This is a genomic window from Enterobacter sp. WP_7_1, from assembly GCF_003688535.1.
In the GTDB taxonomy this organism is placed as follows: Bacteria; Pseudomonadota; Gammaproteobacteria; order Enterobacterales; family Enterobacteriaceae; genus Enterobacter; species Enterobacter asburiae.
Window position 1 is genome coordinate 235,173 of the sequence record NZ_REFK01000004.1, and the last position, 26,240, is coordinate 261,412.

Sequence of the window (26,240 nt, forward strand, 5' to 3'; positions counted from 1 at the left end):
TTAGGATTGGCAATCATTATCATTTAGATTTCTATCTATACTATGGCTACGCAAACCGCACACATCGTCGAACCCCTCCTCTGGCGAGCGCCCCTCACCAGCGGGAATGTTTCGCTTGCGGATGCCATACGGGATAAGATTGCGGAGACGCGAGCCCACCTGCTGGACTTTATCCGGCTTGATGAAGCGCACCCGAACCACGCCATGACTCTCTCAGAGTGGCGTCAACCGACAAAACTGCAGTCGCTGCTGGCCACCTATTCCGACCATATCTATCGCAATCAGCCCACCCTTACGCGGGAAAATAAACCACTGCTCTCTCTCTGGGCGCAGTGGTATATCGGGTTGATGGTGCCTCCCCTCATGCTGGCGCTGTTAACCCAGAAGAGCATGCTGGAACTCTCGCCGGATAATTTCCACGTCGAATTTCACGAAACCGGGCGCGCAGCCTGTTTCTGGATTGATCTGCACGAAAACCAGAACTCTGAAGGCCTGACGGCTCAGGAGCGCATGGAGCAGCTTATCACCCAGGCCCTGATCCCAGTGGTAGAAGCGCTTGAAGCGACGGGAGAGATTAACGCGAAGCTTATCTGGAGCAATACGGGCTATTTAATCCACTGGTATTTAACGGAAATGAAGCCTCTGCTTGGGGATGAGAACGTTGATGCCCTGCGTCAGTCCTGTTTCTTTGCAAAACAGCTTTCCGATGGCCGCGACAACCCGTTATTCCGTACTGTCGTGCTTCGTGATGGGCTTCTGGTTCGCCGCACCTGCTGCCAGCGCTATCGCCTGCCGGACGTTAAGCAGTGCGGGGATTGCACGCTGAAATAATCGGCCACGGCCTGATGCCCTCACCCTGCCCCTCTCCCACAGGGAGAGGGAACAAACACTAAAAACGGCAACCTGAGTTGCCGTTTTGCTTTTACCTAAGCCACCTGCTGATTGTCCTCTTCCGCGTTACGCTGCGCTTCTTCCGCTTCCTGCTCCAGCAGCTGTTTCTCGTACACTTTGAAGAACGGGAAGTAGATGATTGCCGATACGCAGGCCAGAACCACAACCAGAATAGCCGCTCGGAAATCCCAGCCCAGAGCCCACGCTGCGCCTATTGGTGCCGGTGCCGTCCAGGGGACCACTGAGATGACACGGCCAATCAGGTCAAACGTCATTGCCGCCCAGGCCAGCACGGCATTTACCATCGGTGCCAGCAGGAACGGAATAAAGAACACCGGGTTCATCACGATTGGCGTACCGAAAATGACGGGTTCATTGATGTTAAAGAAGCTGGGTACCACGCTCAAACGCCCGATAGAGCGTAAATGCGCTGAACGGCTACGCAAATAGCAAATCACCAAGCCCATCGTGGCTCCCGACCCGCCAATCACGATAAAGAACGTCCAGAACGCCTCCATAAAAATATGCGGCAGAGGCTGGCTGGCGGCCAGCGCGGTCTGGTTCGCACCCAGGTTGGTCAGCCAGAACATCTGCAGCATCCCGGAGACGATGGCGGCGCCGTGGATCCCGGCGAACCACAGCAGATGGCCAATCAACACGGCCAGCAGGATCGCAGGCAGGGAATCCGCTGCGGAAACCAGAGGTTTAAAGACCGACATAATGGCCTGCGGGATCAGCATGCCGAACTGAGACTGAATGAGCAGGCTCAGAGGATAAAGCGTCAACACCACTACCAGCACCGGGATGAGCAGATCAAAAGAGTTTTTAATCATCGGAGGTACCTGGTCTGGCAGGCGAATACCGATGTTATGCGCCTTGAGGAAACGCATCATCTCAACGCAGTAGATCGCCACCAGAATCGCAGTAAAAATGCCCGTCCCACCCAGGCTGTCGACTGGCAGCGTGCCTTTGGTTTTCGGTGCCGCGACCAGCAGAAACGCCATCAGCGACAGCATGGCACACATAAACGGGTCTAACTGGTGCGATTTGACATAGTGTTTACCAAGGTTGTAGGCAATGGCCGCACAAATATAAATGGACATAATGCCCATCGTCATATCAAACGGCGTCAGAATCTGACCTTCAAACTGCTTTGCCATATCCAGCCAGGCTCGGGCGAAACCCCAGGTGGTATCCGGCGAAAACGGCGGGTATGCGAACACTAACAAAAATGAACCCACAATCATAAATGGCATCGCGGAGATAAACCCATCACGGATAGCCATGACATGACGCTGGGAAGAGATCCGCCCGGCAATCGGGCTCACGTAATTTTCAACAAAACGGAATATCAGGTTAAACGCAGCATGGTTGGCAGACATGGCCGATCTCCTGTCAGACGTTTGTTACGGGCACATTTGCGCCGCACGTTGTTCCATAAATCACCTTCACAACCTTGCTGGCTTGTGGACCAGGGGTACTGCTCAGACGGAATGGTTTCATAATTTGCTCTTATTATTGGGTACAGGGGACGTTACGTACTCAGTATTAATCGACGCATCACGCTCTGCAACCGGTTACTGTAACCGGTTTCCGTGATTGTGAAGAGGATCCAGAAATCAGCCGTTCGGGATATTTGTTACCGAAGAGATATTTACAGAGCATAAATTCTTATGACAGATTACGCAGGATATTTGTCAGGAGGAAACAATGAGTTTGCAGTCTGTACAGCAGTTTTTTGCCGACAACGCGCCGGATATAGACGTTATTGAACTTAGTCAGAGTACCGCTACCGTTGCGTTGGCTGCTGCCGCCCATCGCGTTGAACCGGGACAAATCGCCAAGACCTTGTCATTAAAGGTGAAAAATGAGGTGATTCTGGTGGTAGCGAAAGGCGATGCGCGCCTGGATAACAAAAAGCTGAAAGACACGTTTGGTGCAAAAGCGCGCATGCTCAGCAGTGATGAAGTGGTGACCATCACCGGTCACCCCGTTGGCGGCGTATGCCCGTTCGGCCTGGAAAACCCGCTCGCGGTTTACTGCGATATCTCGCTAAAGCAGTACGCCGAAGTCCTGCCCGCAGCAGGCGCAATTCATAGTGCCGTGCGTATTTCACCTGACAGAATGGCAGAGCTGACCTCCGCAAAATGGGTTGATGTTTGCATCTGATTGTTGCGCCAGAGCCTGTCTGGCGCGCAACAGGCAGGTTATAAAAAGGTCGGCTTACTGAGTGCCGAACCTTGCGGTTCGCTTGCCGGAAGGTGGGTAATAATATCCGCCGCATCGAGTAACCCTACGTCAGAGTTCACCCCCAGCTTCACCATCGCATTAAACTTATGCGCCCGGATGGTCTTAATATTGCGTTCAAGCTGTGCCGCGATTTGAGGAATGGAATAGCCGCAAGACATATAACGCAATATTGCCCGTTCCGTTGGGCTTAACATTCTGCTTTGGCTCTGGTACCAGTGATTCATCATATTGTCATTGATGCGCAGGGTTTCGCTCAGCAACACCATAAGTTCCTTATGCAGTTGTTCAAGCTTCAGCGATTTACTCACCACACCGTGAAGGCGTGATGGGGAAAGATGGCTAATTAATCTTGCTTCCATCTCATCAGCGACCAGGATAATGCGCTGGATATGACCATGCGTAAACGCAAAATCCCGCAGGTGCGCCAGGCAGCTACGACGGTCGTCTCGCGCATCAGAATATGAATAGATCAGCGAGAAAAAGTCGACGTGCTGAAGTGCTTTCTTAAAGCTATCAAATTCACTAAACAGATGCAGTTGATAATGATTCAGGCCGGGCATCGCAAAAAGATGCTTTAGCCCAACAGCACTCATCGTGCAAATTTCGACGACGGCGATATGTCTTGTTGAATCGGTTTTTTCCATTCCTCGAACTCTCCATAGGCTGACATCAAACTCAGCTCTCGCATTCCCTGTGTACTGTTTATCCAGGCGTACATATCGGCATTACTGCGTAATGACAGCCGTCGCATCGCACTGTTTTTCTGCGCACTGACGGTTTTATTGCTCTTCTTGAGCAATGTGGCGATTTGGTTAATCCCCCATCCTTTACCTAACAGCCGCAATACTTTGCGTTCGGAGTGCGTGAGCGCGATAACCTGTTCGTCTTCTTCCCCCGTACTTTGAGGTTCCGGGGTTAACAACGCCTGGCTTACCCGCTCTGCGCGTTCGCTACCTGCCCGAATAGCGTTAACCAGCCCTTCAATGGGTTCAATATCAGAAAGCAACGTACTTTCCGGGCGCACAAGTAACTCAACGGCAATAGGGTTAAGCGGCCGCGAAACTAAAAAGATCCAGTGAATGTTCCGGTATTGATTCAATAAACTGAAATACTCTTCGAGCGCGCCCCGAGGATTCCAGTATTCGCCTGAAATATCGGCAATGATGACGTCAGCGCGGCGTAGCTGGAGCAGTGTTAACTCCTGCAATGAGCTGCAATAGGTCAATTCAAAATCGGGGAAATGGCGAGTCATCACGCCCCCTAACCCGTTTTGCATGACCGGTATCCGGCTAATGATAACGCTATGCTTACCGTGCAAAGACAACATAGACCCTCCGTGTCCATTCTTCATGTGATGAGTAACGTTAAAATGCATCAACGTATGAGTATTTTTCGTCCCTGAGTGTAAAGCAGGTTAATACAAGCAGAAGATGAGATGTATTCTTAGTTTAAGAAATGCCTAAACAGCAGTAATATCTCACAAAGCGAAATTAATTTTAATTGCAGTGTCATTAAAATAACTACAATATAAAATTAGAATAACTAAATATAAATAACTTATATTTTAATATTAATAATTCACCAAAATGATGAATTAATTCCAGCCCCTTCCGCACTTAAGGGCAGCAACTGTTTGCATAAACCTTGATCTGGCCCACAGCAAGAGGCACTGCACTTTGTGCTAAAAGTAATCGCTATGGGCCAACCGGCAACTTTCCACCTTCTTCAGGACAATACATGCAGGCAGATCGGTCAACGCAGCGTGCTATCACGCGGCTATGTATTCAGTGCGGTCTTTTTCTGCTCCAGCACGGCGCGGAAAGCGCATTGGTTGAGGAGCTTTCCACCCGGCTGGGACTGGCGCTGGGTATGGATAGCGTTGAAAGCGCTATTTCATCCAACGCCATCGTGCTGACCACGATCAAAGACGGTCAGTGCCTGACCTCCACCCGCAAAAACCATGACCGCGGCATTAACATGCACGTCGTGACCGAAGTGCAGCACATCGTCATCCTTGCTGAACATAAGCTTCTCGATCTTCGGGAGATTGAAAAACGGTTCAGCCAAATTAAGCCATTACGTTATCCGCGCTGGCTTGTCGTGGTGATGGTAGGGCTGTCTTGCGCCTGCTTTTGTAAGCTCAATAAAGGCGGCTGGGACGGCGCGATCGTCACCTTTTTCGCCAGCAGTATCGCCATGTATGTTCGCCAGCTGCTGACGCACAGACAGCTGCATCCGCAAATTAACTTCTGTATTACCGCGTTTGTCGCCACAACGGTTTCCGGCCTGCTGCTGCGCCTGCCGCAGTTTGCCACTACCCCGACGATTGCCATGGCCGCCAGCGTGCTTCTGCTGGTTCCGGGCTTTCCGTTGATCAACGCCGTTGCCGACATGTTTAAAGGACACATCAATACCGGTCTGGCACGCTGGGCTATTGCCAGCCTGCTGACGCTGGCGACCTGCATCGGCGTAGTAATGGCCATGACACTCTGGGGGTTACGCGGATGGGCGTGATAGATTTTCTGCTGGCGCTGGCACAGGACATGCTTCTGGCCGCCATTCCTGCCGTCGGCTTTGCGATGGTGTTTAACGTTCCGCAACGCGCTCTGCGGTGGTGTGCGCTGCTGGGCGCGATTGGTCATGGCTCGCGAATGGTAATGATGACCGCAGGATTTAACATCGAATGGTCGACATTTATGGCCTCCATGCTGGTTGGCAGTATCGGCATCCAGTGGTCGCGCTGGTATCTGGCGCATCCCAAGGTGTTCACTGTCGCCGCCGTGATCCCCATGTTCCCGGGCATATCTGCGTATACGGCGATGATTTCCGCGGTGAAAATCAGCCATTTTGGCTACACCGAGCCGCAGATGATCCTCCTCCTGAGCAACTTTCTAAAGGCCTCATCCATCGTCGGCGCGCTCTCCATCGGGCTGTCGATCCCCGGGCTGTGGCTGTACCGCAAACGCCCACGCGTTTGATATTTGTGTTATTTCGCTGCCATGGAGATAATCCTTCTGGTCAGTTTGGTGAAAATAAGGAAAGGATGTGGCTAACCCTGGCAGCGAACACCCCGAGCACAGCGAAGAATCCAGCCTGAAAGAGAAAATTTTTCAGAGCGCCATCGCGCTTTTTGCCGAGTATGGATTGAACGGTGCCCGCATGGAGCAGATCGCGGAAAAAGCGGGCACCACCAAACGCATGGTGGTTTACCATTTTAAAAATAAAGAGAATCTCTATCTCCTGGTTCTGGAACATGTTTACACCCAGATTCGCGCCAGTGAAAAAGCGCTAAGCCTGGCGGGAATGCCCCCCGTCGAAGCGCTGGTCAACCTGGTTGAAGCCACCTTTGACTATCATGCCGACCACCCGGACTACATCCGGATTATCTGCATGGAAAACATGCAGCGGGGCCGCTTTATGCAGCAGTCGAGCTATCTTCGCCAGGTCAACCGTAGCGCGCTTGACCTGCTGGAGGAGATCCTGCGCCGGGGCAAAGAAAAACAGCTCTTCAGCCAGACGGTTGACGCCCGCGATCTTCACCGCCTGATAAGCAGCTTCAGCTTTCACTACGTTGCCAATAGTTACACCTTCACGCTCCTGTTTGAAGACGGGGCGGACGAACAGGCTCAGCGCCAGCACTACCGCAAAATGGCCGTTCAGGTGGCGCTCCGCTACACCTGCCCATAAAATTGCTTGCAATTAAATCGCACACTATTTATATTCATCTCATGAACGCGAAAACGAATGACGCAACCGCTGCGCTCAAGCTGGATAACCAGCTCTGCTTTGCCCTCTATTCGGCAAACCTGGCGCTTAATAAGCTGTACCGGCAACTGCTGGCACCGCTGAACCTGACCTACCCGCAATACCTGGTGATGCTGGTGCTGTGGGAGCAGGATGACATGACGGTGTCGGACATCGGCGAACGGTTGTTTCTGGACTCTGCAACCCTGACGCCGCTGTTGAAGCGGCTGGAAAGTGCCGGGTTAATAAACCGTCACCGTTCGCGCAAAGACGAACGTCAGGTCGCCGTCACCCTGAGTGAAGCGGGACGTGAACTTCAGCAGCAGGCATTGGGCATCCCCCATGCGGTGGGTTGCGCAGCGCAGTGTGATACCGACACCCTGCTGGCGCTTAAACAGCAGCTCGAACTTTTGCGACAACAGCTACACCGCGTGTAAGGCTATACTTTACGCGTGATTATTACCCATATATATCGCACGCTATTTAATAGCACACACTTAAGCAAGATGAGGAACCTGCCATGTCTTTAGAAAAAGTCGTTTATACCGCCAAAGCCAAAGCAACCGGTGGCCGTGACGGTCGCGCCACCTCTTCCGATGGCGTACTGGACGTAAAACTGGGCGTGCCGAAAGAGATGGGCGGCATGGGGGGAGAAGTGACGAACCCTGAGCAGCTGTTTGCTGCCGGCTACTCTGCCTGCTTCCTGGGCGCGATGAAGTTTGTGGCCACGCGCGACAAATTTTCCCTGCCAAAAGAGGCCTTTATTGAAGGCGAAGTGGGTATTGGCCCGCTGCCAACCGGCTTTGGTATCGAGGCAAAACTGAACATCCACGTTGAGGGAATGGATCCTGCGGAAGCTAAAAAGCTGGTCGATGCGGCGCACATTGTTTGCCCGTACTCTAACGCGACCCGCGGCAACATCGACGTGACCCTGAATATCATCGCGTGATAAATGCCTGATGGTGCTGCGCTTATCAGTTCTATGACTGTAGCCCCGGTAAGCGCAGCGCCACCGGGGAAATCCCCTCCTTCCCTTTCCTCTCTCTGTGCTACCATAAGCCCATATCACGCCCGTAGTAATCAGTAGAGTAAGCGTTATGTCCTCCAGAATTCTGACCACCAGCATTGCTGGCATTGATGCCTTTATGCGCGACCCACGCGGTGTGTTGACCCATGCCGAAGGCGGCACGGTTGCGGTATTTGCCAACAACGCGCCGGCGTTCTACGCAATCACGCCGGAACGCCTGGCGCAGCTTCTGGAGATTGAAGCGCAACTGTCACGCCCGGCGAGCGATATCACGCTGGACAACCAGTTCTTTGATGAACCGGTTAACGTCCCCGTGACCGTTCCGATGGGAAAATTTGCCCTGTACGCGGGCTGGCAGCCGGATGCGGATTTTCAGCGGCAGGCCGCGCTGTGGGGCATTGCGCTAACCCAGCCGGCCACTGCGGAAGAGCTCGCCGCGTTTACCGCCTGGTGGCAGGCGGAAGGTAAAGTCTTCACCCATATTCAGTGGCAGCAAAAGCTCGCGCGTCATCTTCAAATTACCCGCGCCGGCAACAACGGCCAGCCTAAACGCGATATCAACGCGTTTTCCGAACCGGATAAACAGATCCCCAGCGGATTCCGAGGTGCGAAATGAAGAACGTCGGCGACCTGATGAAACGTCTGCAAAAAATGATGCCTGCCAACGTGAAGCCCGCGTTCACCACGGGTGAAGAGCTGCTGGCGTGGCAAAAAGAGCAAGGTGAGATCCGCGCCGCCGCGCTCGCCCGGGAAAACCGGGCGATGAAAATGCAGCGCACCTTTAACCGTTCCGGTATCCGTCCCCTGCACCAGAACTGCTCGTTCGATAACTATAAAATCGAGACCAGCGGGCAGATGCACGCCCTTGCCGCCGCGCGTCAGTACGTGGATGAATTCGACGGCAATATCGCCAGCTTTATCTTTAGCGGCAAGCCGGGCACCGGAAAAAACCACCTTGCAGCCGCTATCTGCAACGAGCTGCTTCTGCGGGGTAAATCGGTTCTCATCATCACCGTGGCCGATATCATGTCTGCGATGAAAGACACGTTCAGCAACCGCGAAACCAGCGAAGAGCAATTGCTCAACGATCTGAGCAATGTCGATTTACTGGTCATCGACGAGATTGGCGTTCAGACAGAATCCCGCTATGAAAAAGTGATCATCAACCAGATTGTCGACCGCCGCTCCTCGTCCAAGCGCCCCACCGGCATGCTGACGAACCACAATATCGACGAGATGACCCGCTTACTGGGTGAACGCGTTATGGATCGCATGAAGCTCGGTAACAGTCTCTATGTCATCTTCGACTGGGAAAGTTACCGCAGCCGCGTTACCGGCAAAGAGTATTAAGACAGTTCCAGGAATCGCCGCCAGGGCATAGGTATATACTGGAACCCCTTCGGCCCAAAACGGACCTTTTTGAGAGAGCCATGATGAAAAAACAGATTCTAATCAGCACCTTTTTAGGCGCGCTGCTGGTGACCGGCGCGGCGCAAGCAGCGTCCTGGCAGGAGTCCCTGTCAAGCGCGGCAAATGAGCTGACCAAAGAGAGCAGCAGCTCTCAGGGTGGACTCTCCGCCTCTTCCCTCACCAGCCTGCTGGGCAATAGCTCTCAGAGCCTCAGCGCGGGCACGATGAATAACGCGGCGGGGATTCTGGAATATTGCGCAAAGCAAAAGCTGGCCTCCGTGACCGACGCGCAAAACGTGAAAAACCAGGTGCTGGGTAAACTGGGTCTGGATACTCAGGAGCAGAAAGCGGACACCAACTATATGGACGGCATTCAGGGCCTGCTTAACGCGCAAAACGGGCAGCAGCTAAACCTGAGCACCCTCGGCAACTCTTCTCTGGCAAAACAGGTGAAAACCAAAGCCTGCGATCTGGTGCTGAAACAAGGCGTTAATTTCATCTCTTGATCCATCCCATTTTCTGCCACAACACGCCGCGTTTAATGCGATAGTCTTGCAACGCGGCGCTAAACGAGCGTTTTTCCTACCTGCCACCGTCTCAGCGTCCGTTTGTCAGGATGCGACCTTCTTCATAAAAACGATTTTCTAAACCAAATCCTAACAACAGCACACTTTCGTGACACTAAAATTGCAGCTTAACGACATCGCAATTACATTGTATGACCCAAAAAATAAACAGTTAGCCAGCGAAGCACCTGGCGTCATGAGGATATGCTGTTGTCAGAATTCATGTCTCTTATCCTTTTTCTGGCTTCTGTCGGCGTTTACGCCTGGAAAGCCGGCCGTCACACCTGGTGGTTTATCGCCACGCTGGTGGTGCTCGGCATTTTTATTATTTTAAACATTACCTTATACGCCAGCGACTACTTTACCGGTGACGGTATTAACGATGCGGTGCTCTACACGCTGACGAACAGCCTGACGGGCGCGGGTGTGGGCAAGTACATTCTTCCGGGGCTCGGCCTTATCGTCGCGCTGGTGACGATTTTTGGCGCTCTGGCCTGGGTGTTGCGTCGACGTCGCCATCACCCGCACCATCATGGCTATAGCCTGCTGGCGTTGTTCCTGGCGCTGGCCTCCGTCGACGCCAGCCCGGCGTTCCATCAGATCACCGAGCTGGTAAAATCCCAGTCGCGCGACGGCGATCCTGATTTCGTGGCTTACTATAAAGAACCGTCGAAAACGATCGCCAGCCCGAAGCTCAATCTGGTCTACATCTACGGCGAAAGCCTGGAGCGCACGTACTTTGATAACGATGCGTTCCCTGACCTGACGCCGGACCTGGGGGCGCTGAAAAATGAAGGTCTCGATTTCAGCCACACCATGCAGCTGCCCGGCACGGATTATACGATTGCCGGGATGGTTGCCTCCCAGTGCGGTATCCCGCTGTTCGCGCCTTTTGAAGGTAACGCCTCAGCCTCGATGTCGACGTTCTTCCCACAGAATATTTGCCTCGGCGATATCCTGAAAAACTCCGGCTACGAAAACTATTTTGTGCAGGGGGCAAACCTGCGCTTTGCCGGAAAAGACGTGTTCCTGAAATCCCACGGTTTTGACCACCTGTATGGCTCAGAAGAGTTAAAAACGACGGTTGCCGATCCGAGCTATCGTAACGACTGGGGCTTCTATGACGATACGGTGCTCGACGAAACCTGGAAGAAATTCGAGGAGCTTTCCCGCGCGGGCAAGCGCTTCTCCCTCTTTGCGCTGACGGTGGATACCCACCATCCGGACGGGTTCGTCTCGCGCAGCTGCAAACGCAAAAGCTATGACGTAGACGGCAAAAACAACAAGTCTTTCAGCGCCGTGACCTGCAGTCAGGAGCACATTGCCGCGCTGGTCGAGAAAATCAAAGCCTCGCCCTGGTTTAAAAACACCGTCATCGTCGTTTCGTCTGACCATCTGGCGATGAAAAACAGCGCCTGGGATCAGCTCAACAAGCAGGATCGCAGCAACCTGTTCTTTGTCCTGCGCGGCGACCAGCCGCAGCAGGAGGTAATTGCCACCAAACGCAACTCCATGGATAACGGCGCAACCGTGCTGGACATTCTGGGCGGCGACAACTTTATTGGCCTGGGCCGCAGCACGCTGTCGGGGCAATCCCTGTCGGAAGTGTTCCTCAACATGAAGGATAAAATCCTCGCCTGGAAGCCAGACATTATCCGCCTGTGGAACTTCCCGAAAGAGATGAAGGACTTCACCGTCGATCGGGATAAAAACACGATTGCCTTCTCGGGCAGCAGCTTCCGTCTGCCGCTGCTGGTGCGCGTGTCGGAGGGGCGCGTCGAGCCGCTGCCGGAAAGCGAATATTCCGCGCCGCTGCGCTATCAGCTGGCCGATTTTGCCCCTCGCGATAATTTTGTCTGGGTCGACCGGTGTTACAAAATGGGCCAGCTCTGGTCGCAGCCGCTGGCGCTTTCTACCGACTGGTGCGTCTCTCAGGGCCAGCTCGGCGGGGAGCAAACCGTGCAGCACGTGGATAAAGCCCGGTGGAAAGGCAAAACCGCGTTCAACGATACGGTGATTGATACCGCGCGCTATCAGCACAACATCGACATGCTGAAAGTCAGCGATAACGATATTCGCTACAAAGCGGACAGCTTTATCTTCAACGTGGCCGGCGCGCCCGAGGAAGTGAAGCAGTTTAGCGGCATCTCGCGTCCGGAGTCCTGGGGGCGCTGGTCCAACGCGCAGCTGGGCAACGAGGTGAAAATTGAGTACGCCCATCCCCTGCCGGAACAGTTCGACCTGGTGATCACCGCCAGAGCGTATGGCCCCAACGCTAACAAGCCCGTCCCCGTGCGCGTGGGCGATCGGGAGCAGACGCTGACGCTTGGGAACGACGTGAGCACGCAGACGCTGCATTTTGAGAATCCTTCGCGCAGCAATACCCTGGTGATCGTGCCGCCGGACCCGCAGTCCACGAACGAGGGGAATATCCTTGGGCACTCACCGCGCGAGCTCGGGATCGGCATGGTTGAAATCAAAATCGTCAGCAAAGCAGGTTAACACGCGTCGCGCCCGGCGTGCTGCCGGGCGCTTATGAAAATAAATAATTCTATATTATGCTTATAAATTAGATAAAAACACTTTATATAAGCCATTTTTATCTATAAATATCCCGCCAAAATACAAATTCATAAAATGTGCGACTCCTGAAATCACAACGGAGCGTTACGCACTTTTATCATGCTAACCGGCTATAAGTTCGAATCCATCCGGGCACTGCGCAGTGAAAATGTGATTGCCTGGGAGGTATTGTCTACGGCAAAGCCCCACGTCAATCTTGAAGATTACTTTGGCTCGATGCCCGCGACGCAGCGTAAAGCGCACTTCTTTGCGCAGCTTCGTCATGCCATGTTTTGCAAGGATGGGGACAAGTATTATCTCAATGCGACATCGGATTTACTGCTGGAAACGGACTTCCTCGACAGGCTAAAAGAAGAGACACCCTGCCCGGAGAGACTTGCTATCGAGGTCACCGATCTCCATACGATGGTCCAGCTTGAGGATACGCAAAGCCAGGCACTGCGGAAATGCATCGCGACGCTCCATCAGTGGGGGATAGAAGTATGGGCAGACGATGTCTGCGAAGACCTTCTTCCCGATCTTCTGACCAGCCAGATCCGCTTCTGCGGCATCAAAATTGACAAACATACCTTCTGGAACGGGCGGATCGAGCAGGCCAAGTTTCTGCATCTCACCCGCCAGTGCAAGCGCGTCGCCAGCAAGGTGCTGATCGAAGGCATCGAAACCGCGGGTGATTTCGCGCTGGCCCGCGCCAGCGCGGCCGATTACGGCCAGGGCTATCTGTGGGGTAGAAAATGACCCCTTTCATTCCGAATGCTGGTTATCAGGTTATCGTTCTGAGCGGGAATACGTTTTTATGGCTTGGCCTCACTTCGATGATCTCGACGGCCGTTACCCCTCGCCCGGAGATGTATTGGATCCATGACGTTAATCCTGAAGGGCTTTTGCACCTGCAGGAACGGCTGCTCAATACACACACTGGAGAGAACTGGCTGGTATTTACGGATGCCGCGCGGGTCTGCGACGTTCACGCCTGCCTGCGCAACGAGCGGGTCCGGGTAGTCGCGGACAACCTCTCGTTTGCACAGCTAAGCCACTGTTTTAGCGATACGACATTCGCCATCGAAAACGCTGCCACGCTCTCGCATCAGGAGAGGCGGGTTTGCATGTTGCTCCATAAAGGATTCAGTCCGGTTCGCATCGCAAAAATCATGAATAAGTCCCCTAAAACGATCTACACCCACAAGCGTAACGCGATGAACAAATTTTGTTGTCACAGCCTGGCGGAATTCCATCGAAAACTCTGCCTGCTGGACGCTCAGTCATTCGCTTTGTAATTGCACTGTTACTCACGTCAGGAAATAAGATCATGAAAATTATTCCCACCCTTGTATGTTGTTCCGTTCTCCTGCTTCCTGCTGCTGCGATCGCCGCAGACAGTACCGCAAGCGCGACGATGCACGTATCACTTGAGGTCGTGAAGTCGTGCACCCTTAAAGCCAACGACCTCAACTTCTCGCGTCACGGCTCCGATGAGTCGAGCGAAATCCAGGCCAAAACGCAGGTCGATATCGTCTGTACCAACGGCACGCCTTTCACCCTCACAGCCACCAGCAACGACGGCGAAAACGGTACCTTCTGGCTGAAGCCGGAAAACGGCGAAACGGGCGCGCAGAAGATTGCGTGGAAACTCTTTGCCGACGAAGGCAAACAGACGCAAATCACCGGCACGAATGGCCTGGACGATACCGGCAACGGTGCGGAACAGGAGGAAACGCTGTATGGCGTCATTGACGCCGGAGCGCTGACCACCGCCCAGGCAGGTACCTACAGCGACGATATCACGTTAAAACTGGAGTACTGATCGTGCGTCGCTACCTTCCCTGCTTCATTCTGTGGCTCATGATGCTGGCGCTGCTGTCGCGCTACGCGCTGGCCGCCACGCTTCAGGTGGCCCCGGTAACGCTCGACCTGCAGAGCAATCAGCGGGCAGCGGCGGTCTATCTCACTAACAGTGGGAAAGCGGCCATCCATGCGCAGATTCGGGTGTACGAATGGACGCAAAAAAACGGTAAAGATGTTCTGGTGGCCACCGGGGAGGTGGTCAGCAGCCCGGCGATGACATCACTGGCGCCGGGCCAGCAGCAGCTGGTGCGCATTATCGTCATGCAGCCTGGCATCCGTGCAGAAGAGCAAAGTTACCGGCTGGTCATCGACGAACTGCCGGACGCCACGTCCCGTGCCGCCAATCCCAACGCGGTGCACTTCCTGCTGCGCTACTCGATTCCGGTGTTTATTGCCGGGAACCAGAACGCGCCAGCCAGCCACGATGCACTGAGCTGCGAGCAGGCAGAAATGCCGGCCACCCTCCGCTGCTTTAACGCCGGAAATCGCCACATCCGCCTGAGCCACCTTGAGGCCCTGACGGCCGATGGGCAGGTTGTAGGCTCGATTAAAGGCCTGGCGGGCTATGTGCTTCCGGGACAAACCGCCCTTTTACCGCTTAAGCAGGCTTCACGACACGCGCTCAGCACGCTGCGCGTCTATCTCAATGATGACCACCATGCCAGCCAGATACCCCTGCGCCCGCTCGCTTCTCGCGCTCCTGTTTTGGCTACCGCTCATGCTGTCAGCCCGGGCTGAACCCGCAGACACCGTACAATGGCTGGCCATTACCGTGAACCACGCCCCGCGAGGCGAGCTCTGGGCCTGCCGGGTGGTGGATAATGCGCTATGGATAAGCCGCAGCGACATGAAAAAGCTGGGGCTTCACGCCCCGGACGATCGCGCCGGGTGGGTTGAGCTGACCTCCCTGCCGGGCCTGAAGGTCAATGTCGACGTGCTGTCCCAGCAGGTGTCGATTACCGCAGAGGCAGAGGCGTTCGAGGGCCAGCAGCATCTGACCGTCTCAAAGCCCACACCGCTTTACCGCTATCCTGATGCGCAGCCCGTCAGCGCGTATACGCTCGGATACTCGCTCTACGCCAGCGATGCGCAGGGGAAGCGCCAGCTTAACGCCCAGACCATGCTGACCGCGTCCGGAGGGTTACCCGGAACGTTCAGCAGCAGTTTTTCAAGCCATGCAGGGGAGGAAAACAGCGCCGGTCGGCCTGCCCACACCCGTCTTGAAACCCGCTGGCAGTGGGATAATACCGACTCGCTGACCACGCTGGCGCTGGGCGACAGCATCACCACCGGCACCCGCTGGACCCGGCAGGTACGCTTTGGCGGTCTGCACTGGGCACGTAATTTTGAGCTCAATCCCCAGCTCAATACCGAACCGCGCAGCCGCTACAGCGACACGGCCGTGCTGCCTTCCACGGTCGAACTGTATATCGACGGCCTTAAGCAGAGCAGCCAGCGCGTCACGCCGGGAGACTTTCTGCTGGATACCCTGCCCTCCTTCACCGGCAGCGGGCAGGCGGAGGTGGTCATTACCGATATCAACGGTCAGCGTCGCGCCGTACAGCTCGATCTCTACGGCGCGCCGGGCATGCTGGCGGAAGGGCTCAGCAGCGGCTCGCTGGACATCGGCTGGATGCGGGAAAACTACGCCCAGCACTCCGACGACTATGCCGCTTCGCCTCTGCTGGACGCGGGCTGGCGCTATGGGGTGAATAATCACCTGACGCTGGCGCTGCATACGGAACAGCAGCGCAGGCTGCGCAACGTGGGCACGGGCGCTGACTGGCTGGTCTCTCCCGCCGTAGGGGTGGTCAGCCAGCACGTTGCCGTGAGCGACAGCCCTTACGGACAGGGCGTTCAGTGGGGCCTCGGCTGGCAGTGGAACGGGAGAGGAACGGGCATTTCTGCCAGCACCGTCCGCACCGGGGCGGGATTCGCCGACAACGCCCGTATGAGCGGTGCCGCGCCCGTCAGACGCAGCGACAGCGTCTGGGTAAGCCAGTCCGTCCCCCACTTCGGAACCGTGGGCGCAGGCTGGGTACAGCAGAACATTCAGGGCAATACACAGCGTTATCTCAACGCCTCCTGGTCGCTGTCGCTGCCAGCACACATCTCCACCACGCTGAGCTATACCCGCTCGTTTACGGATTCGTCGAGTCACGTTCAGCTGCTGCTTTCCGTCCCATTGGGTCGCGAGGACACGCTCTCCGTTCAGGCCAGCCGGGATAAACCGCGCATGGATTACCGCCACCAGCCGGACGATGAGGCCGGCGGCTGGTCATGGGAGCTGGGCCAGGGCTTTGGCGAACGACGTGAAAGATATGCGGACGTAGGCTATCTGGGCCGAGCGGGCGAATGGCACGTTGGGCTGCAGCAAGGTGCTAACCAGGGCAACCAGTACGCCTCAGCCGAAGGCAGCCTGACGCTGCTGGACGGCAGCCTGCACGCGCTGCGTTATATCCAGCAGGGCATGGCGCTGGTGTCAACGCACGGCATTGGGCACGTACCGGTGATGCTGGAAAACCGCCCGGCCGGTGAAACGGATGAGGACGGTTATCTCCTGCTGACCGACCTGCCGCGTTACCACAACAGCAAAATCAGCATTAACCCGCTCGATCTGCCCGCCGATGTGATCGCTCCCGTCACCGACATGCATGCCAGACCGGGCAACAGCAGCGCGGTAAAAGTCGATTTTAACGTCCATCACGCCGTCACGGTTCAGGCCCGGCTGGTCGACAGCCGCCGCAGGCCGCTCCCGCTGGGCAGCGTCGTGTCAACGCCGCAGGGTGCGACCATCGTAGGACGCGACGGCTTTATCTGGCTTGAAGATCCGCCCCTGCCGGGTGAACTGGTGGTGAAGACCGGTGAGGGGGAGTGCCGGGTCACGCTTTCGGAGCCGCGCACCGCGTCATCAATACAGAATATCGGAGAACAACTGTGTCATTAAGAGCGCCGTTATTATTGCTGCTCGTCCTGTCCGTGAAGGCGATGGCGGCAGCCTGCTGGATAACCTCCACGCCCGCCATTAACTTTGGCAACGTCGTGGCGGGCAACACAACCTCCGTCAACACCGAGGTAAAATTTAGCTGCCAGGCCGACAACGAGGGCAGAACGGAATTTATCAACGTCTGCCTGAGCAGCGTAGACGCCCCGCCCTTTGAGATGATCTCGCCGGGGGACCAGGAGGGGAAACAGTACACTCTCCTCTTCCGCCTGCTTAATGGCGCAGCGCGTTCTCAGGAGCTGGGGCCTGCCAGCAGCGGGAACCTGATTCAGCAGACCCTGGCCGCGGAAAGCAATGCCAACGTCAGCGGTACCTTTCCTCTTATCGCCACCATTCCGGCAGGGCAAAGCCAGCTTCCGGCCTACCACTATTACAACTACAACATGAATCTGCGCATCGCCTGGCACAGCGCCGTGCGTCAGGATGCGCTGCAAAACTGCTCGGACGGTTCAGCAGAGGGGGAGCAGGTGCAGGGCGGCACCAACGCGCAGGCCGAAATCAGCCAGGGATGCTACATCGAGCGCGTAACTCCGCTTAACTTCGGCACCCTGACCAGCACCGCAACCCTGCGCCCGACGCGATCCACCGCCACCCTCACCACGCGCTGTCCGGCCGGAACCGCGTTCACTCTTGCCATGGGCAAAGGCAACCATGCCAGCGGTAATCAGCGACAGCTCTGCAATAGCGAGGGTCAGTGCCTACGCTACGGGCTCTGGCAGGATGAGGCGGCCACGCAACGCTGGGGGGATCAAAGCAGCGGCGATGCGCTGCAGGTCACCAACCCTGCAGGCGGCACTCAGAACTACACCGTTTACGGCGAGGTCCCGGCACAGCCGCTAACCGGTACCGGGGAATTTATTGATGACGTGATTATCACGCTGACTTATTAAACCACCCAAAATCCTGTCTGGATCAATGTTATCGGTAACAGTGGCGTTAAAATAGCCAGCAGTGCTGCCCGGAAGGCGTAAGCCTTCTCTTTTTATTCGTTATCTCTGTTTTTATTACAACAACTTATGAAATACCTGCTTGCTGACGCCATCGTCTATAACGACGAGGACGGTTCTGTTTCTCTTATCAATGCGCCGGATGAAGATGCGCAGCTCCTCACCTGTACGGCGAATACCATCCTGAGGCTGCTGGTTCAGCATCATGGGAACGTGGTCGAACGGGAAACCTTTCTTCAGGAAGTCTGGGATCGGCGAGGGCTCCAGGGGTCTAACAACTCCTTAAACCAGTACATCAGCATTTTGCGCAAGATGCTGGCGACTCTGCTTCCCGACGAGCTCTTTATCGTTACCGTACCGAAAACTGGCTTTATGCTCAGCGCAGACGTCACGGTCACCCCGCTTGAGGAGGCCCCACCGACCGCCGAAACGGCGCAACCTGCATGGCGCGTTCGCCCGGAATGGCTGTTCTGCGGCGCGCTCACGCTGGTCGTCGTTGCGCTATGCATCTGGATCGCGCTCATCAAGCCAGAAAACTCGCAGCGGGAGATCCATCTGCTGACGCATATCGGCACCTGTCCGGTCTACACCTTTACGCCGCTGGCGGACGTGTTCCATGAGAAGGCGATTGGGCTGGCGCAGACTCTTCAGCAGGACGGCCATCTTCCGTGCCTGAAAAACTCCATCTTCTACATGCACATTCAGAGAACGCTTTTCTACGGCCACGAAGGGCGGCTGGTGCTCTCCCAGTGTTCCCTCACGCGGGGTAAAGCCAGCGCCTGTCGTACGCTTTACTATTACGAGTGGTGATATGAAACACAAAAAAGTTTGGCTAATCCTGATCCTCAACCTGCTGCTGCTGGGCGCCGCGCTGGCCTGGTACTTCCACACGCCCCCGCTCTCGGTAGCCTGCGATGGAAACCTGACCTTCTCCGACAGGCGCGACAGCCACGATTTCACCTTTGACGGCGAGATCATTATGCGTTTTCATCCCGACAAAACGGGGTACATCACGCTAAACGGCAGCGTGGTGAATGCCCCGCGCAGCTGGGAGGTTTCCCGACAGGAGATGTTTAAATGGCGTCACGTGGAGGGCGAACTGTATGAAATTGTCATTCAAAAAGTGGAGCGTTTTAGCCACGATGCCATGCCGCCCGGGGTCTTTGAAAAGTACGTCGCGGGCCTGACGCTAGGCAATAAAAGGCTTCTGACGATAGAGCGCACGCCGGAAGACGCGCTGGTCATCAGCAATTTTTACTCGCCGGTGCTGATCTGCTCGGAATAATGTCGACGGGTCAGGCTATACTTCCCGCCATGAATATTCGCATTCGCCCCACTACCCCTCACGACATTATCGCCCTGCCCGCTATTGAACGCGCGGCGGGCGAGCGCTTTCGTGAAAGCCCGGATCTCGCCTGGCTTGCCGACGGCGAGGTCATTTCCGCTGAGCAGCACCTTGAGTATGCCGAACGTGGGCTAAGCTGGCTGGCGCTGGCGAACGACAAGCCCGTCGGATTTATCCTTGCCGAGGCCCATCCTTCATCACTGTTTATTGTCGAACTCTCGGTTGATCTGGACTGGCAGGGAAAAGGGATCGGCAGGCAGCTCATCGCCTGCGTGGCAGACCATGCCCGTAAAAGAGGGCTGACAGCGCTGACGTTGACGACGTTCAGGGACGTACCGTGGAACGCGCCGTTCTATGCGCGGCTGGGGTTTGAAAAAATGACGACGCTGACGCCTGAACTGCGTCAGAAAAGAGAAGAAGAGACAGCGCACGGTTTCGCGTATGAAACGCGCTGCGCCATGCGCCTGCCTCTGTAATATCGCCCGGTGGCGCTGCGCTTACCGGGCCTACAAAACCCTGAACCGTAGGCCGGGTAAGGCGTAGCCGCCACCCGGCACAACGCACCGGGTTAGAACGTTTCCCAGTTATCACCTGAATCGGCAGTCGCGGTTTTACGCGCCATCACCGGCGTGGAAACCGCTTTAGCCGCAGCGAATTCGCGCGCTTTCATCTGTTCCTGCTGAATGCGGAACACCGCCACGGCCTGAGTCAGACGGCTCGCCTGCTCTTCCAGGGCGGCCGCCGCTGCGGCAGATTCCTCAACCAGCGAGGCGTTCTGCTGGGTCACGCGATCCATCTCGGCTACCGCCAGACCCACCTGGTCAATACCGCGGCTCTGCTCGTCAGACGCAGAGGCGATTTCACCCATGATGTCCGTTACGCGGGTCACCGCGTTCACGATCTCACCCATGGTTTCACCGGCGCTTTCTACCAGCGTTGAACCTACTTCCACGCGGCCCACGGAGTCTTCAATCAGACTCTTGATCTCGCGTGCTGCCTGGGCGCTGCGCTGGGCCAGGTTACGCACCTCACCTGCCACCACCGCAAAACCACGACCCTGCTCGCCCGCACGCGCCGCTTCTACCGCCGCGTTCAGAGCCAGAATGTTGGTCTGGAAGGCAATGCCGTCGATCACGCTGATAATGTCGGCAATTTTCTGCGAGCTGCCCGCGATATCACGCATGGTCTGCACCACGTTATCCACCACTTTGCCGCCTTTCTGCGCGGTTTCAGAGGCGCTCAGCGCAAGATGGCTCGCCTGACGGGCGTTTTCGGCGTTCTGCTTAACGGTCGCCGTCAGCTGCTCCATGCTGGCAGCGGTCTCTTCTAGGGAAGCGGCCTGCTGTTCAGTACGGGAAGAGAGGTCGTTATTGCCCATCGCAATTTCGCTCGCGCCGCTGTAGATAGCGTTCGCGCCGTTACGCACGTCGCCGACGGTACGCACCAGCTCACCCTGCATATGGCGCAGCGAGTCGGCCAGTTCACCCATCTCGTTTGTGCCCTGAACCTCAATGCGCTTCACCAGGTCACCGCTGGCGATATGGCGAATGTTGTCGATCAGACGATTCAGCGGAGAGATCAGCGTCTGCTTGATGTTGAGCCAGACGGCCACGATCACCACCAGCACGGCAATCAGGACGCTGATCAACACCCAGATAGCCTGGCTGAAGGAGCTGTTGCTGTCTTCGACCGCCGTCTGGTACAGCTTGTCATTCTGCTGCAGGTAGCTCACATACTGCTTCTCAAAACCGTCCTGATAGCTCTGGGTCGGCTGGTCGAAGAAGGCGTTGATTTTGCCGGCACCCAGCAGCTGAATCAGCTCCGCCAGCGCGCCGTGGTAAATATCATAGTTACGCTTGATCTCCATGGCATCCGCATCGCTTTGACGCGGATCGCGCGGCAGGGCTTCGTAGGCAGCCCAGTTTTTTTCCGCCTGTTTCAGAGACGTAGACGCGATTTGCATCAAATCGTTAACGGTCGCGCCGCTGCCGATATTGCTCTGATCCATCATGTAGCGGATACCCGCACGGTTCAGGGTATTACGGGTTTGCAGCAGCGCTACCCAGCTGGCGTTCAGCGTGGATTGTTGCTGGCGAATGGTTTGCAGGACGGTGAAATTCTCTTTGTCATTCTTAAGGGCATTAAAGAAAAGACCACCGGACGTGAGTTGTAAAAGGCCAAATATCGCTAAAACCAGCATTAAGCTGGTGACAATCTTGATACGGTTTAACATGTTTTCTCTTTCCTCAGACAGATACAGAATTTTCGGCCTGGAAAGGGAAAACTTTACGAAAATCATCCTGGAATTTGTGGTTTTTACTCTTCTTCCCGCGCTGCGTTATGCCGGTTTCCGAGTTCAATAAACTCTTCCAGCAGCGCCGTCAGCTGTTTCATCTTCTCCGGCGTGTATTCCGCCTCGATCTGCTGATACGCCTCTTCGACCTGCGCCTGGGCGTGTTCATACAGCGCATTCCCCTCTTTGGTCAGCGACACGTACAGCTTGCGCTGGTCGTTCACCGGCTTTAGGCGCAGCACCAGGCCGTCGCGCTCCATCCGCGTCAGAATGCCCGTCAGGCTCGGGCGCAGGATGCAGGTGCGAAACGCCAGATCGTGAAAATCCATCGACGGATGTTCAGCCAGCACGCGCACAATGCGCCACTGCTGCTCGGTCAGATTATGGCGCTTTACGATCGGGCGGAAGTACGACATCGCCGCTTCCCGCGCCTGCAGCAGCGCGATGGTTAATGAGTCATGCATAGGCTCTCCCTTCACATCATTAACAAGTAAACAATCACTAAAAGATGCTTTTATAAACAACACGTTTTCCGTCAAAAAGTCTAACAGAAACCATTCATTTTTATTAACTGCATGATTTAACTATAAATAAAAACCAATATATAAATTTATTGTTATTCATATCACAAATTTTTCACTTCTGATTGCGAAATAAACAGCAAAAGCATAAAACCAGATCATTAACATATTAATGAAATCATAACCCGGACCGCCGGGATGAGGAGTATGTGAATGAAAGGTACCGTTTTTGCCGTCGCCCTCAACCATCAAAGCCAGCGTGAAGCCTGGCGCGAGGCGTTTGAAAAAGCCCCCTACAGCACGCCGCCGAAAACGGCGGTGTGGTTTATCAAACCGCACAACACGGTGATTCGCGCGGGCGAGCCGATCCCCTTCCCGCAGGGGGAAACAGTGCTGAGCGGCGCGACGGTGGCGCTGGTCGTGGGCAAAACCGCCAGCAGGGTGCGCGTGGAGGACGCCGCGGAGCACATCGCGGGATATGCGCTCGCCAACGAGGTGAGCCTGCCGGAAGAGAGCTTCTACCGCCCGGCCATCAAGGCCAAATGCCGGGACGGATTTTGCCCGCTGGGCGAACTTGTCGCCGTTGATAACGTGGATAACCTGACCATCATCACCGAAATCAACGGCCGCGAAGCGGACCACTGGAGCACGGCCGATCTTCAGCGTAACGCCGCCGAACTGCTGAGCGCCCTGAGCGAGTTCGCCACCCTCAATCCCGGCGATGCGATCCTTCTCGGCACGCCGCAAAGCCGCGTGGAGATCCGCCCGGGCGATCGCGTGCGCATTCTGGCAGAAGGCTTTCCGCCGCTGGAAAACCCGGTGGTGGATGAGCGCAACGTCACTGTTGCCCACAGCACGCCGCCGCACGCCACGCTATTTGCCCTCGGTCTGAACTATGCCGACCACGCCAGCGAGCTGGACTTCAAGCCACCGACCGAGCCGCTGGTATTTATCAAAGCGCCAAACACCTTCAACGGCGACAGCCAGACGTCGGTGCGTCCGAACAATATCGAATACATGCACTACGAGGCGGAGCTGGTGGTGGTCATCGGTAAAACCGCGCGTAAGGTCAGCGAAGCCGAGGCGATGGACTACGTGGCGGGCTATACGGTCTGCAACGACTACGCCATCCGCGACTACCTGGAAAACTACTACCGCCCGAACCTGCGGGTAAAAAGCCGCGACGGGCTGACGCCCATTTCCCCCCACATCGTGCCAAAAGAAGCCATTCCCGACCCGCACAACCTCGCCCTGCGCACCTTCGTCAACGGCGAGCTGCGCCAGGAAGGTACCACGGCGGATCTGATCTTCAGCATTCCGTTCCTGATTGCGTACCTGAGCGATTTTATGACCCTGCAGCCGGGCGACATGATTGCCACCGGCACGCCGAAGGGGCTGTCCGACGTGGTGCCGGGCGATGAGGTGGTGGTGGAAGTGGAGGGCGTGGGACGCCTGGTGAACCGAATTGTCAGCGAGGAGACTGCAAAATGAAAAAGATTAACCACTGGATCAACGGTAAAAACGTCGCGGGAAGCGAGTACTTTCACACCACCAACCCGGCTTCCAGCGAGGTATTAGCGGAAGTCGCCTCCGGCGGTGAAGCTGAAATTCACCAGGCCGTCGCCGCCGCCAAAGAGGCGTTCCCGAAGTGGGCCAACCTGCCGATGAAGGAGCGCGCGCGCCTGATGCGTCGTCTGGGCGATCTGATCGACCAGAACGTGCCCGAGATCGCCGCCATGGAAACCGCCGACACCGGCCTGCCGATCCACCAGACTAAAAACGTGCTCATTCCGCGCGCCTCGCACAACTTCGAGTTCTTCGCCGAGGTGTGCCAGCAGATGAACGGCAAAACCTACCCGGTCGACGACAAGATGCTCAACTACACCCTGGTGCAGCCGGTGGGCGTCTGCGCGCTGGTGTCGCCGTGGAACGTGCCGTTTATGACCGCCACCTGGAAGGTCGCGCCGTGCCTGGCACTCGGAAACACCGCGGTGCTGAAGATGTCTGAACTCTCCCCGCTGACCGCCGACCGTCTGGGCGAGCTGGCGCTGGAGGCGGGCATTCCGGCGGGCGTGCTCAACGTGGTGCAGGGCTACGGCGCGACGGCAGGCGACGCGCTGGTGCGCCATCACGACGTGCGCGCCGTCTCCTTCACCGGCGGCACCGCCACCGGGCGCAACATCATGAAAAACGCCGGGCTGAAGAAATACTCCATGGAGCTGGGCGGCAAATCCCCGGTGCTGATTTTTGAAGATGCCGACATCGAGCGCGCGCTGGACGCCGCCCTGTTCACCATCTTCTCGATCAACGGCGAGCGCTGCACCGCGGGCTCGCGCATCTTCATCCAGCAGAGCATCTACCCGGAATTCGTGAAGCGCTTTGCCGAACGCGCCAACCGCCTGCGCGTTGGGGATCCAAACGATCCGAACACCCAGATCGGCGCGCTCATCAGCCAGCAGCACTGGGAGAAGGTCTCCGGCTACATCCGTCTCGGCATCGAGGAAGGTGCAACCCTGCTGGCAGGCGGCCCGGACAAACCGACCGACCTGCCTGCGCACCTGAAGGGCGGCAACTTCCTGCGACCAACCGTGCTGGCGGACGTCGACAACCGTATGCGCGTGGCGCAGGAGGAGATCTTCGGGCCGGTGGCCTGTCTGCTGCCGTTCAAGGACGAAGCGGAAGGCCTGCGCCTGGCCAACGACGTGGAGTACGGCCTGGCGTCGTACATCTGGACCCAGGACGTCAGCAAGGTGCTGCGCCTGGCGCGCAATATCGAAGCGGGCATGGTGTTCGTGAACACTCAGAACGTGCGCGACCTGCGCCAGCCGTTTGGCGGCGTGAAGGCCTCCGGCACCGGCCGCGAGGGCGGCGAGTACAGCTTTGAAGTGTTCGCGGAGATGAAGAACGTCTGCATCTCCATGGGCGACCATCCGATTCCAAAGTGGGGGATCTGACCATGGGTAAATTAGCGTTAGCGGCAAAAATCACCCACGTGCCGTCGATGTACCTCTCCGAGCTGCCGGGGAAAAACCACGGCTGCCGCCAGTCGGCCATCGACGGGCATAAAGAGATCGGCAAGCGCTGCCGCGAGCTGGGCGTGGACACCATCATCGTGTTCGATACCCACTGGCTGGTGAACAGCGCGTACCACATCAACTGTGCGGACCATTTTGCGGGCGTCTACACCAGCAACGAGCTGCCGCACTTTATCCGCGACATGACCTACGACTACGACGGCAACCCGGAACTCAGCCAGCTGATCGCCGACGAGGCGGTGAAGCTGGGCGTGCGCGCCAAAGCGCACAACATCCCGAGCCTCAAGCTGGAGTACGGCACGCTGGTGCCGATGCGCTACATGAACGCGGATAAGCGCTTCAAAGTAGTCTCCATCTCGGCGTTCTGCACGGTCCACGACTTCGCCGACAGCCGCAGGCTGGGCGAGGCCATCGTCAGCGCCATCGAAAAATACGACGGCACCGTGGCGGTGCTCGCCAGCGGCTCGCTGTCGCACCGCTTTATCGACGACCAGCGCGCGGAGGAAGGGATGAACAGCTACACCCGCGAGTTTGACCGCCAGATGGACGAGCGCGTGGTGAAGCTGTGGCGCGAGGGCCAGTTCAAAGAGTTTTGCAGCATGCTGCCGGAGTACGCCGACTACTGCTACGGCGAGGGCAACATGCACGACACGGTGATGCTGCTGGGCATGCTCGGCTGGGACAAATACGACGGCAAGGTGGAGTTCCTCACCGAGCTGTTCGCCAGCTCCGGCACCGGCCAGGTTAACGCCGTTTTCCCGCTGCCCGCGTAAGGAGCC

General features: G+C 56.4%; 28 protein-coding genes. 23 read left to right on the forward strand and 5 right to left on the reverse strand.

What is annotated here, in order from left to right; translation table 11 throughout:
* The first annotated feature begins 42 nt into the window (after positions 1-42).
* Positions 43-831 carry a siderophore-iron reductase FhuF gene (gene fhuF, locus BJ885_RS17390; protein WP_121932452.1) on the forward strand — a complete coding sequence of 263 codons (789 nt, stop codon included), beginning with the start codon at positions 43-45 and terminating at the stop codon, positions 829-831.
* 95 nt (positions 832-926) lie between these two features.
* Here fhuF and BJ885_RS17395 read toward each other — a convergent pair whose 3' ends face one another.
* Positions 927-2,273, reverse strand: coding sequence for a PTS sugar transporter subunit IIC (locus BJ885_RS17395; RefSeq protein WP_023310306.1), 1,347 nt, complete (start codon positions 2,271-2,273; stop codon positions 927-929).
* A 328-nt stretch (positions 2,274-2,601) separates the two neighbouring features.
* Here BJ885_RS17395 and BJ885_RS17400 point away from each other — a divergent pair, with 328 nt between their 5' ends.
* Positions 2,602-3,060 carry a YbaK/EbsC family protein gene (locus BJ885_RS17400; protein WP_008502085.1) on the forward strand — a complete coding sequence of 153 codons (459 nt, stop codon included), beginning with the start codon at positions 2,602-2,604 and terminating at the stop codon, positions 3,058-3,060.
* 38 nt (positions 3,061-3,098) lie between these two features.
* Here BJ885_RS17400 and bglJ read toward each other — a convergent pair whose 3' ends face one another.
* Together bglJ and BJ885_RS17410 are read right to left on the reverse strand one after the other, a co-directional pair.
* Complete coding sequence (bglJ, locus tag BJ885_RS17405) at positions 3,099-3,734, reverse strand: DNA-binding transcriptional activator BglJ (RefSeq protein WP_121932451.1); 636 nt, start codon at positions 3,732-3,734, stop codon at positions 3,099-3,101.
* Complete coding sequence (locus tag BJ885_RS17410; RefSeq protein WP_047646586.1) at positions 3,731-4,468, reverse strand: response regulator transcription factor; 738 nt, start codon at positions 4,466-4,468, stop codon at positions 3,731-3,733. Before BJ885_RS17410 ends, bglJ begins: the two co-directional genes overlap by 4 nt.
* A 410-nt stretch (positions 4,469-4,878) precedes the next feature.
* Between BJ885_RS17410 and BJ885_RS17415 the strand changes: the two genes are divergently transcribed.
* From BJ885_RS17415 to BJ885_RS17500, 18 genes are all read left to right on the forward strand, one after another.
* Positions 4,879-5,655: a threonine/serine exporter ThrE family protein gene (locus BJ885_RS17415; RefSeq protein WP_023310303.1), complete on the forward strand. Its 777-nt coding sequence runs from the start codon at positions 4,879-4,881 to the stop codon at positions 5,653-5,655.
* Complete coding sequence (locus BJ885_RS17420) at positions 5,646-6,119, forward strand: threonine/serine exporter (protein ID WP_023310302.1); 474 nt, start codon at positions 5,646-5,648, stop codon at positions 6,117-6,119. Before BJ885_RS17415 ends, BJ885_RS17420 begins: the two co-directional genes overlap by 10 nt.
* 67 nt (positions 6,120-6,186) lie before the next feature.
* Positions 6,187-6,828: a TetR family transcriptional regulator gene (locus BJ885_RS17425; RefSeq protein WP_121932450.1), complete on the forward strand. Its 642-nt coding sequence runs from the start codon at positions 6,187-6,189 to the stop codon at positions 6,826-6,828.
* A gap of 41 nt (positions 6,829-6,869) precedes the next feature.
* Positions 6,870-7,322 (forward strand): MarR family winged helix-turn-helix transcriptional regulator, encoded by a 453-nt coding sequence (locus BJ885_RS17430; RefSeq protein ID WP_121932533.1) that lies wholly within the window; start codon positions 6,870-6,872, stop codon positions 7,320-7,322.
* An 83-nt stretch (positions 7,323-7,405) separates the two neighbouring features.
* Positions 7,406-7,834: an organic hydroperoxide resistance protein gene (locus BJ885_RS17435; protein WP_121932449.1), complete on the forward strand. Its 429-nt coding sequence runs from the start codon at positions 7,406-7,408 to the stop codon at positions 7,832-7,834.
* A gap of 148 nt (positions 7,835-7,982) precedes the next feature.
* Positions 7,983-8,528 carry a primosomal protein DnaT gene (gene dnaT, locus BJ885_RS17440; protein ID WP_121932448.1) on the forward strand — a complete coding sequence of 182 codons (546 nt, stop codon included), beginning with the start codon at positions 7,983-7,985 and terminating at the stop codon, positions 8,526-8,528.
* On the forward strand, positions 8,525-9,262 hold the full coding sequence (gene dnaC / locus BJ885_RS17445; protein WP_045888125.1) for a DNA replication protein DnaC: 738 nt from the start codon (positions 8,525-8,527) through the stop codon (positions 9,260-9,262). The genes dnaT and dnaC overlap by 4 nt, the downstream gene beginning before the upstream one ends.
* Positions 9,263-9,345: 83 nt before the next feature.
* A complete protein-coding gene (locus tag BJ885_RS17450; RefSeq protein WP_073001066.1) occupies positions 9,346-9,828 on the forward strand; it encodes a DUF2501 domain-containing protein in 483 nt (160 codons plus the stop codon).
* Between the two features lie 270 nt (positions 9,829-10,098).
* Positions 10,099-12,390, forward strand: coding sequence for a phosphatidylglycerol--membrane-oligosaccharide glycerophosphotransferase (gene opgB, locus BJ885_RS17455; protein ID WP_121932532.1), 2,292 nt, complete (start codon positions 10,099-10,101; stop codon positions 12,388-12,390).
* 180 nt (positions 12,391-12,570) lie between these two features.
* Positions 12,571-13,209 carry an EAL domain-containing protein gene (locus tag BJ885_RS17460; RefSeq protein WP_029741337.1) on the forward strand — a complete coding sequence of 213 codons (639 nt, stop codon included), beginning with the start codon at positions 12,571-12,573 and terminating at the stop codon, positions 13,207-13,209.
* The gene (locus BJ885_RS17465) at positions 13,206-13,748 is read left to right on the forward strand and encodes a LuxR family transcriptional regulator (RefSeq protein ID WP_029741338.1); all 543 of its coding nucleotides are present in this window, start codon (positions 13,206-13,208) and stop codon (positions 13,746-13,748) included. The genes BJ885_RS17460 and BJ885_RS17465 overlap by 4 nt, the downstream gene beginning before the upstream one ends.
* 32 nt (positions 13,749-13,780) lie before the next feature.
* Positions 13,781-14,275 (forward strand): spore coat protein U domain-containing protein, encoded by a 495-nt coding sequence (locus tag BJ885_RS17470; RefSeq protein WP_029741339.1) that lies wholly within the window; start codon positions 13,781-13,783, stop codon positions 14,273-14,275.
* Positions 14,276-14,277: 2 nt separating this feature from the next.
* On the forward strand, positions 14,278-15,054 hold the full coding sequence (locus BJ885_RS17475; RefSeq protein ID WP_121932447.1) for a molecular chaperone: 777 nt from the start codon (positions 14,278-14,280) through the stop codon (positions 15,052-15,054).
* Positions 14,975-17,263, forward strand: coding sequence for a fimbria/pilus outer membrane usher protein (locus tag BJ885_RS17480; RefSeq protein ID WP_259467225.1), 2,289 nt, complete (start codon positions 14,975-14,977; stop codon positions 17,261-17,263). The genes BJ885_RS17475 and BJ885_RS17480 overlap by 80 nt, the downstream gene beginning before the upstream one ends.
* Positions 17,254-18,210 (forward strand): spore coat U domain-containing protein, encoded by a 957-nt coding sequence (locus tag BJ885_RS17485; protein WP_121932445.1) that lies wholly within the window; start codon positions 17,254-17,256, stop codon positions 18,208-18,210. Before BJ885_RS17480 ends, BJ885_RS17485 begins: the two co-directional genes overlap by 10 nt.
* A 126-nt stretch (positions 18,211-18,336) precedes the next feature.
* On the forward strand, positions 18,337-19,077 hold the full coding sequence (locus BJ885_RS17490) for a winged helix-turn-helix domain-containing protein (RefSeq protein ID WP_121932444.1): 741 nt from the start codon (positions 18,337-18,339) through the stop codon (positions 19,075-19,077).
* Between the two features lies 1 nt (position 19,078).
* Positions 19,079-19,552: a hypothetical protein gene (locus BJ885_RS17495; RefSeq protein WP_047646579.1), complete on the forward strand. Its 474-nt coding sequence runs from the start codon at positions 19,079-19,081 to the stop codon at positions 19,550-19,552.
* Between the two features lie 29 nt (positions 19,553-19,581).
* Positions 19,582-20,088 carry a GNAT family N-acetyltransferase gene (locus tag BJ885_RS17500; protein ID WP_121932443.1) on the forward strand — a complete coding sequence of 169 codons (507 nt, stop codon included), beginning with the start codon at positions 19,582-19,584 and terminating at the stop codon, positions 20,086-20,088.
* A 92-nt stretch (positions 20,089-20,180) separates the two neighbouring features.
* On the opposite strand, the gene tsr is transcribed toward BJ885_RS17500, so the two are convergent.
* Both tsr and hpaR read right to left on the reverse strand, forming a co-directional pair.
* Positions 20,181-21,845 carry a methyl-accepting chemotaxis protein gene (tsr, locus tag BJ885_RS17505; protein ID WP_029741346.1) on the reverse strand — a complete coding sequence of 555 codons (1,665 nt, stop codon included), beginning with the start codon at positions 21,843-21,845 and terminating at the stop codon, positions 20,181-20,183.
* Between the two features lie 83 nt (positions 21,846-21,928).
* Positions 21,929-22,369, reverse strand: a complete 441-nt coding sequence (hpaR, locus tag BJ885_RS17510) for a homoprotocatechuate degradation operon regulator HpaR (protein WP_023334396.1) — start codon at positions 22,367-22,369, stop codon at positions 21,929-21,931.
* 270 nt (positions 22,370-22,639) lie between these two features.
* Here hpaR and hpaG point away from each other — a divergent pair, with 270 nt between their 5' ends.
* Genes hpaG through hpaD form a run of 3 tightly spaced genes read left to right on the forward strand, consistent with a single transcriptional unit; the run spans position 22,640 to position 26,234 of the window.
* Positions 22,640-23,917, forward strand: coding sequence for a 4-hydroxyphenylacetate degradation bifunctional isomerase/decarboxylase (hpaG, locus tag BJ885_RS17515; RefSeq protein WP_121932442.1), 1,278 nt, complete (start codon positions 22,640-22,642; stop codon positions 23,915-23,917).
* Positions 23,914-25,380: a 5-carboxymethyl-2-hydroxymuconate semialdehyde dehydrogenase gene (gene hpaE / locus BJ885_RS17520; protein ID WP_121932441.1), complete on the forward strand. Its 1,467-nt coding sequence runs from the start codon at positions 23,914-23,916 to the stop codon at positions 25,378-25,380. The genes hpaG and hpaE overlap by 4 nt, the downstream gene beginning before the upstream one ends.
* A gap of 2 nt (positions 25,381-25,382) precedes the next feature.
* On the forward strand, positions 25,383-26,234 hold the full coding sequence (gene hpaD / locus BJ885_RS17525; protein ID WP_121932440.1) for a 3,4-dihydroxyphenylacetate 2,3-dioxygenase: 852 nt from the start codon (positions 25,383-25,385) through the stop codon (positions 26,232-26,234).
* Positions 26,235-26,240: the final 6 nt, after the last annotated feature.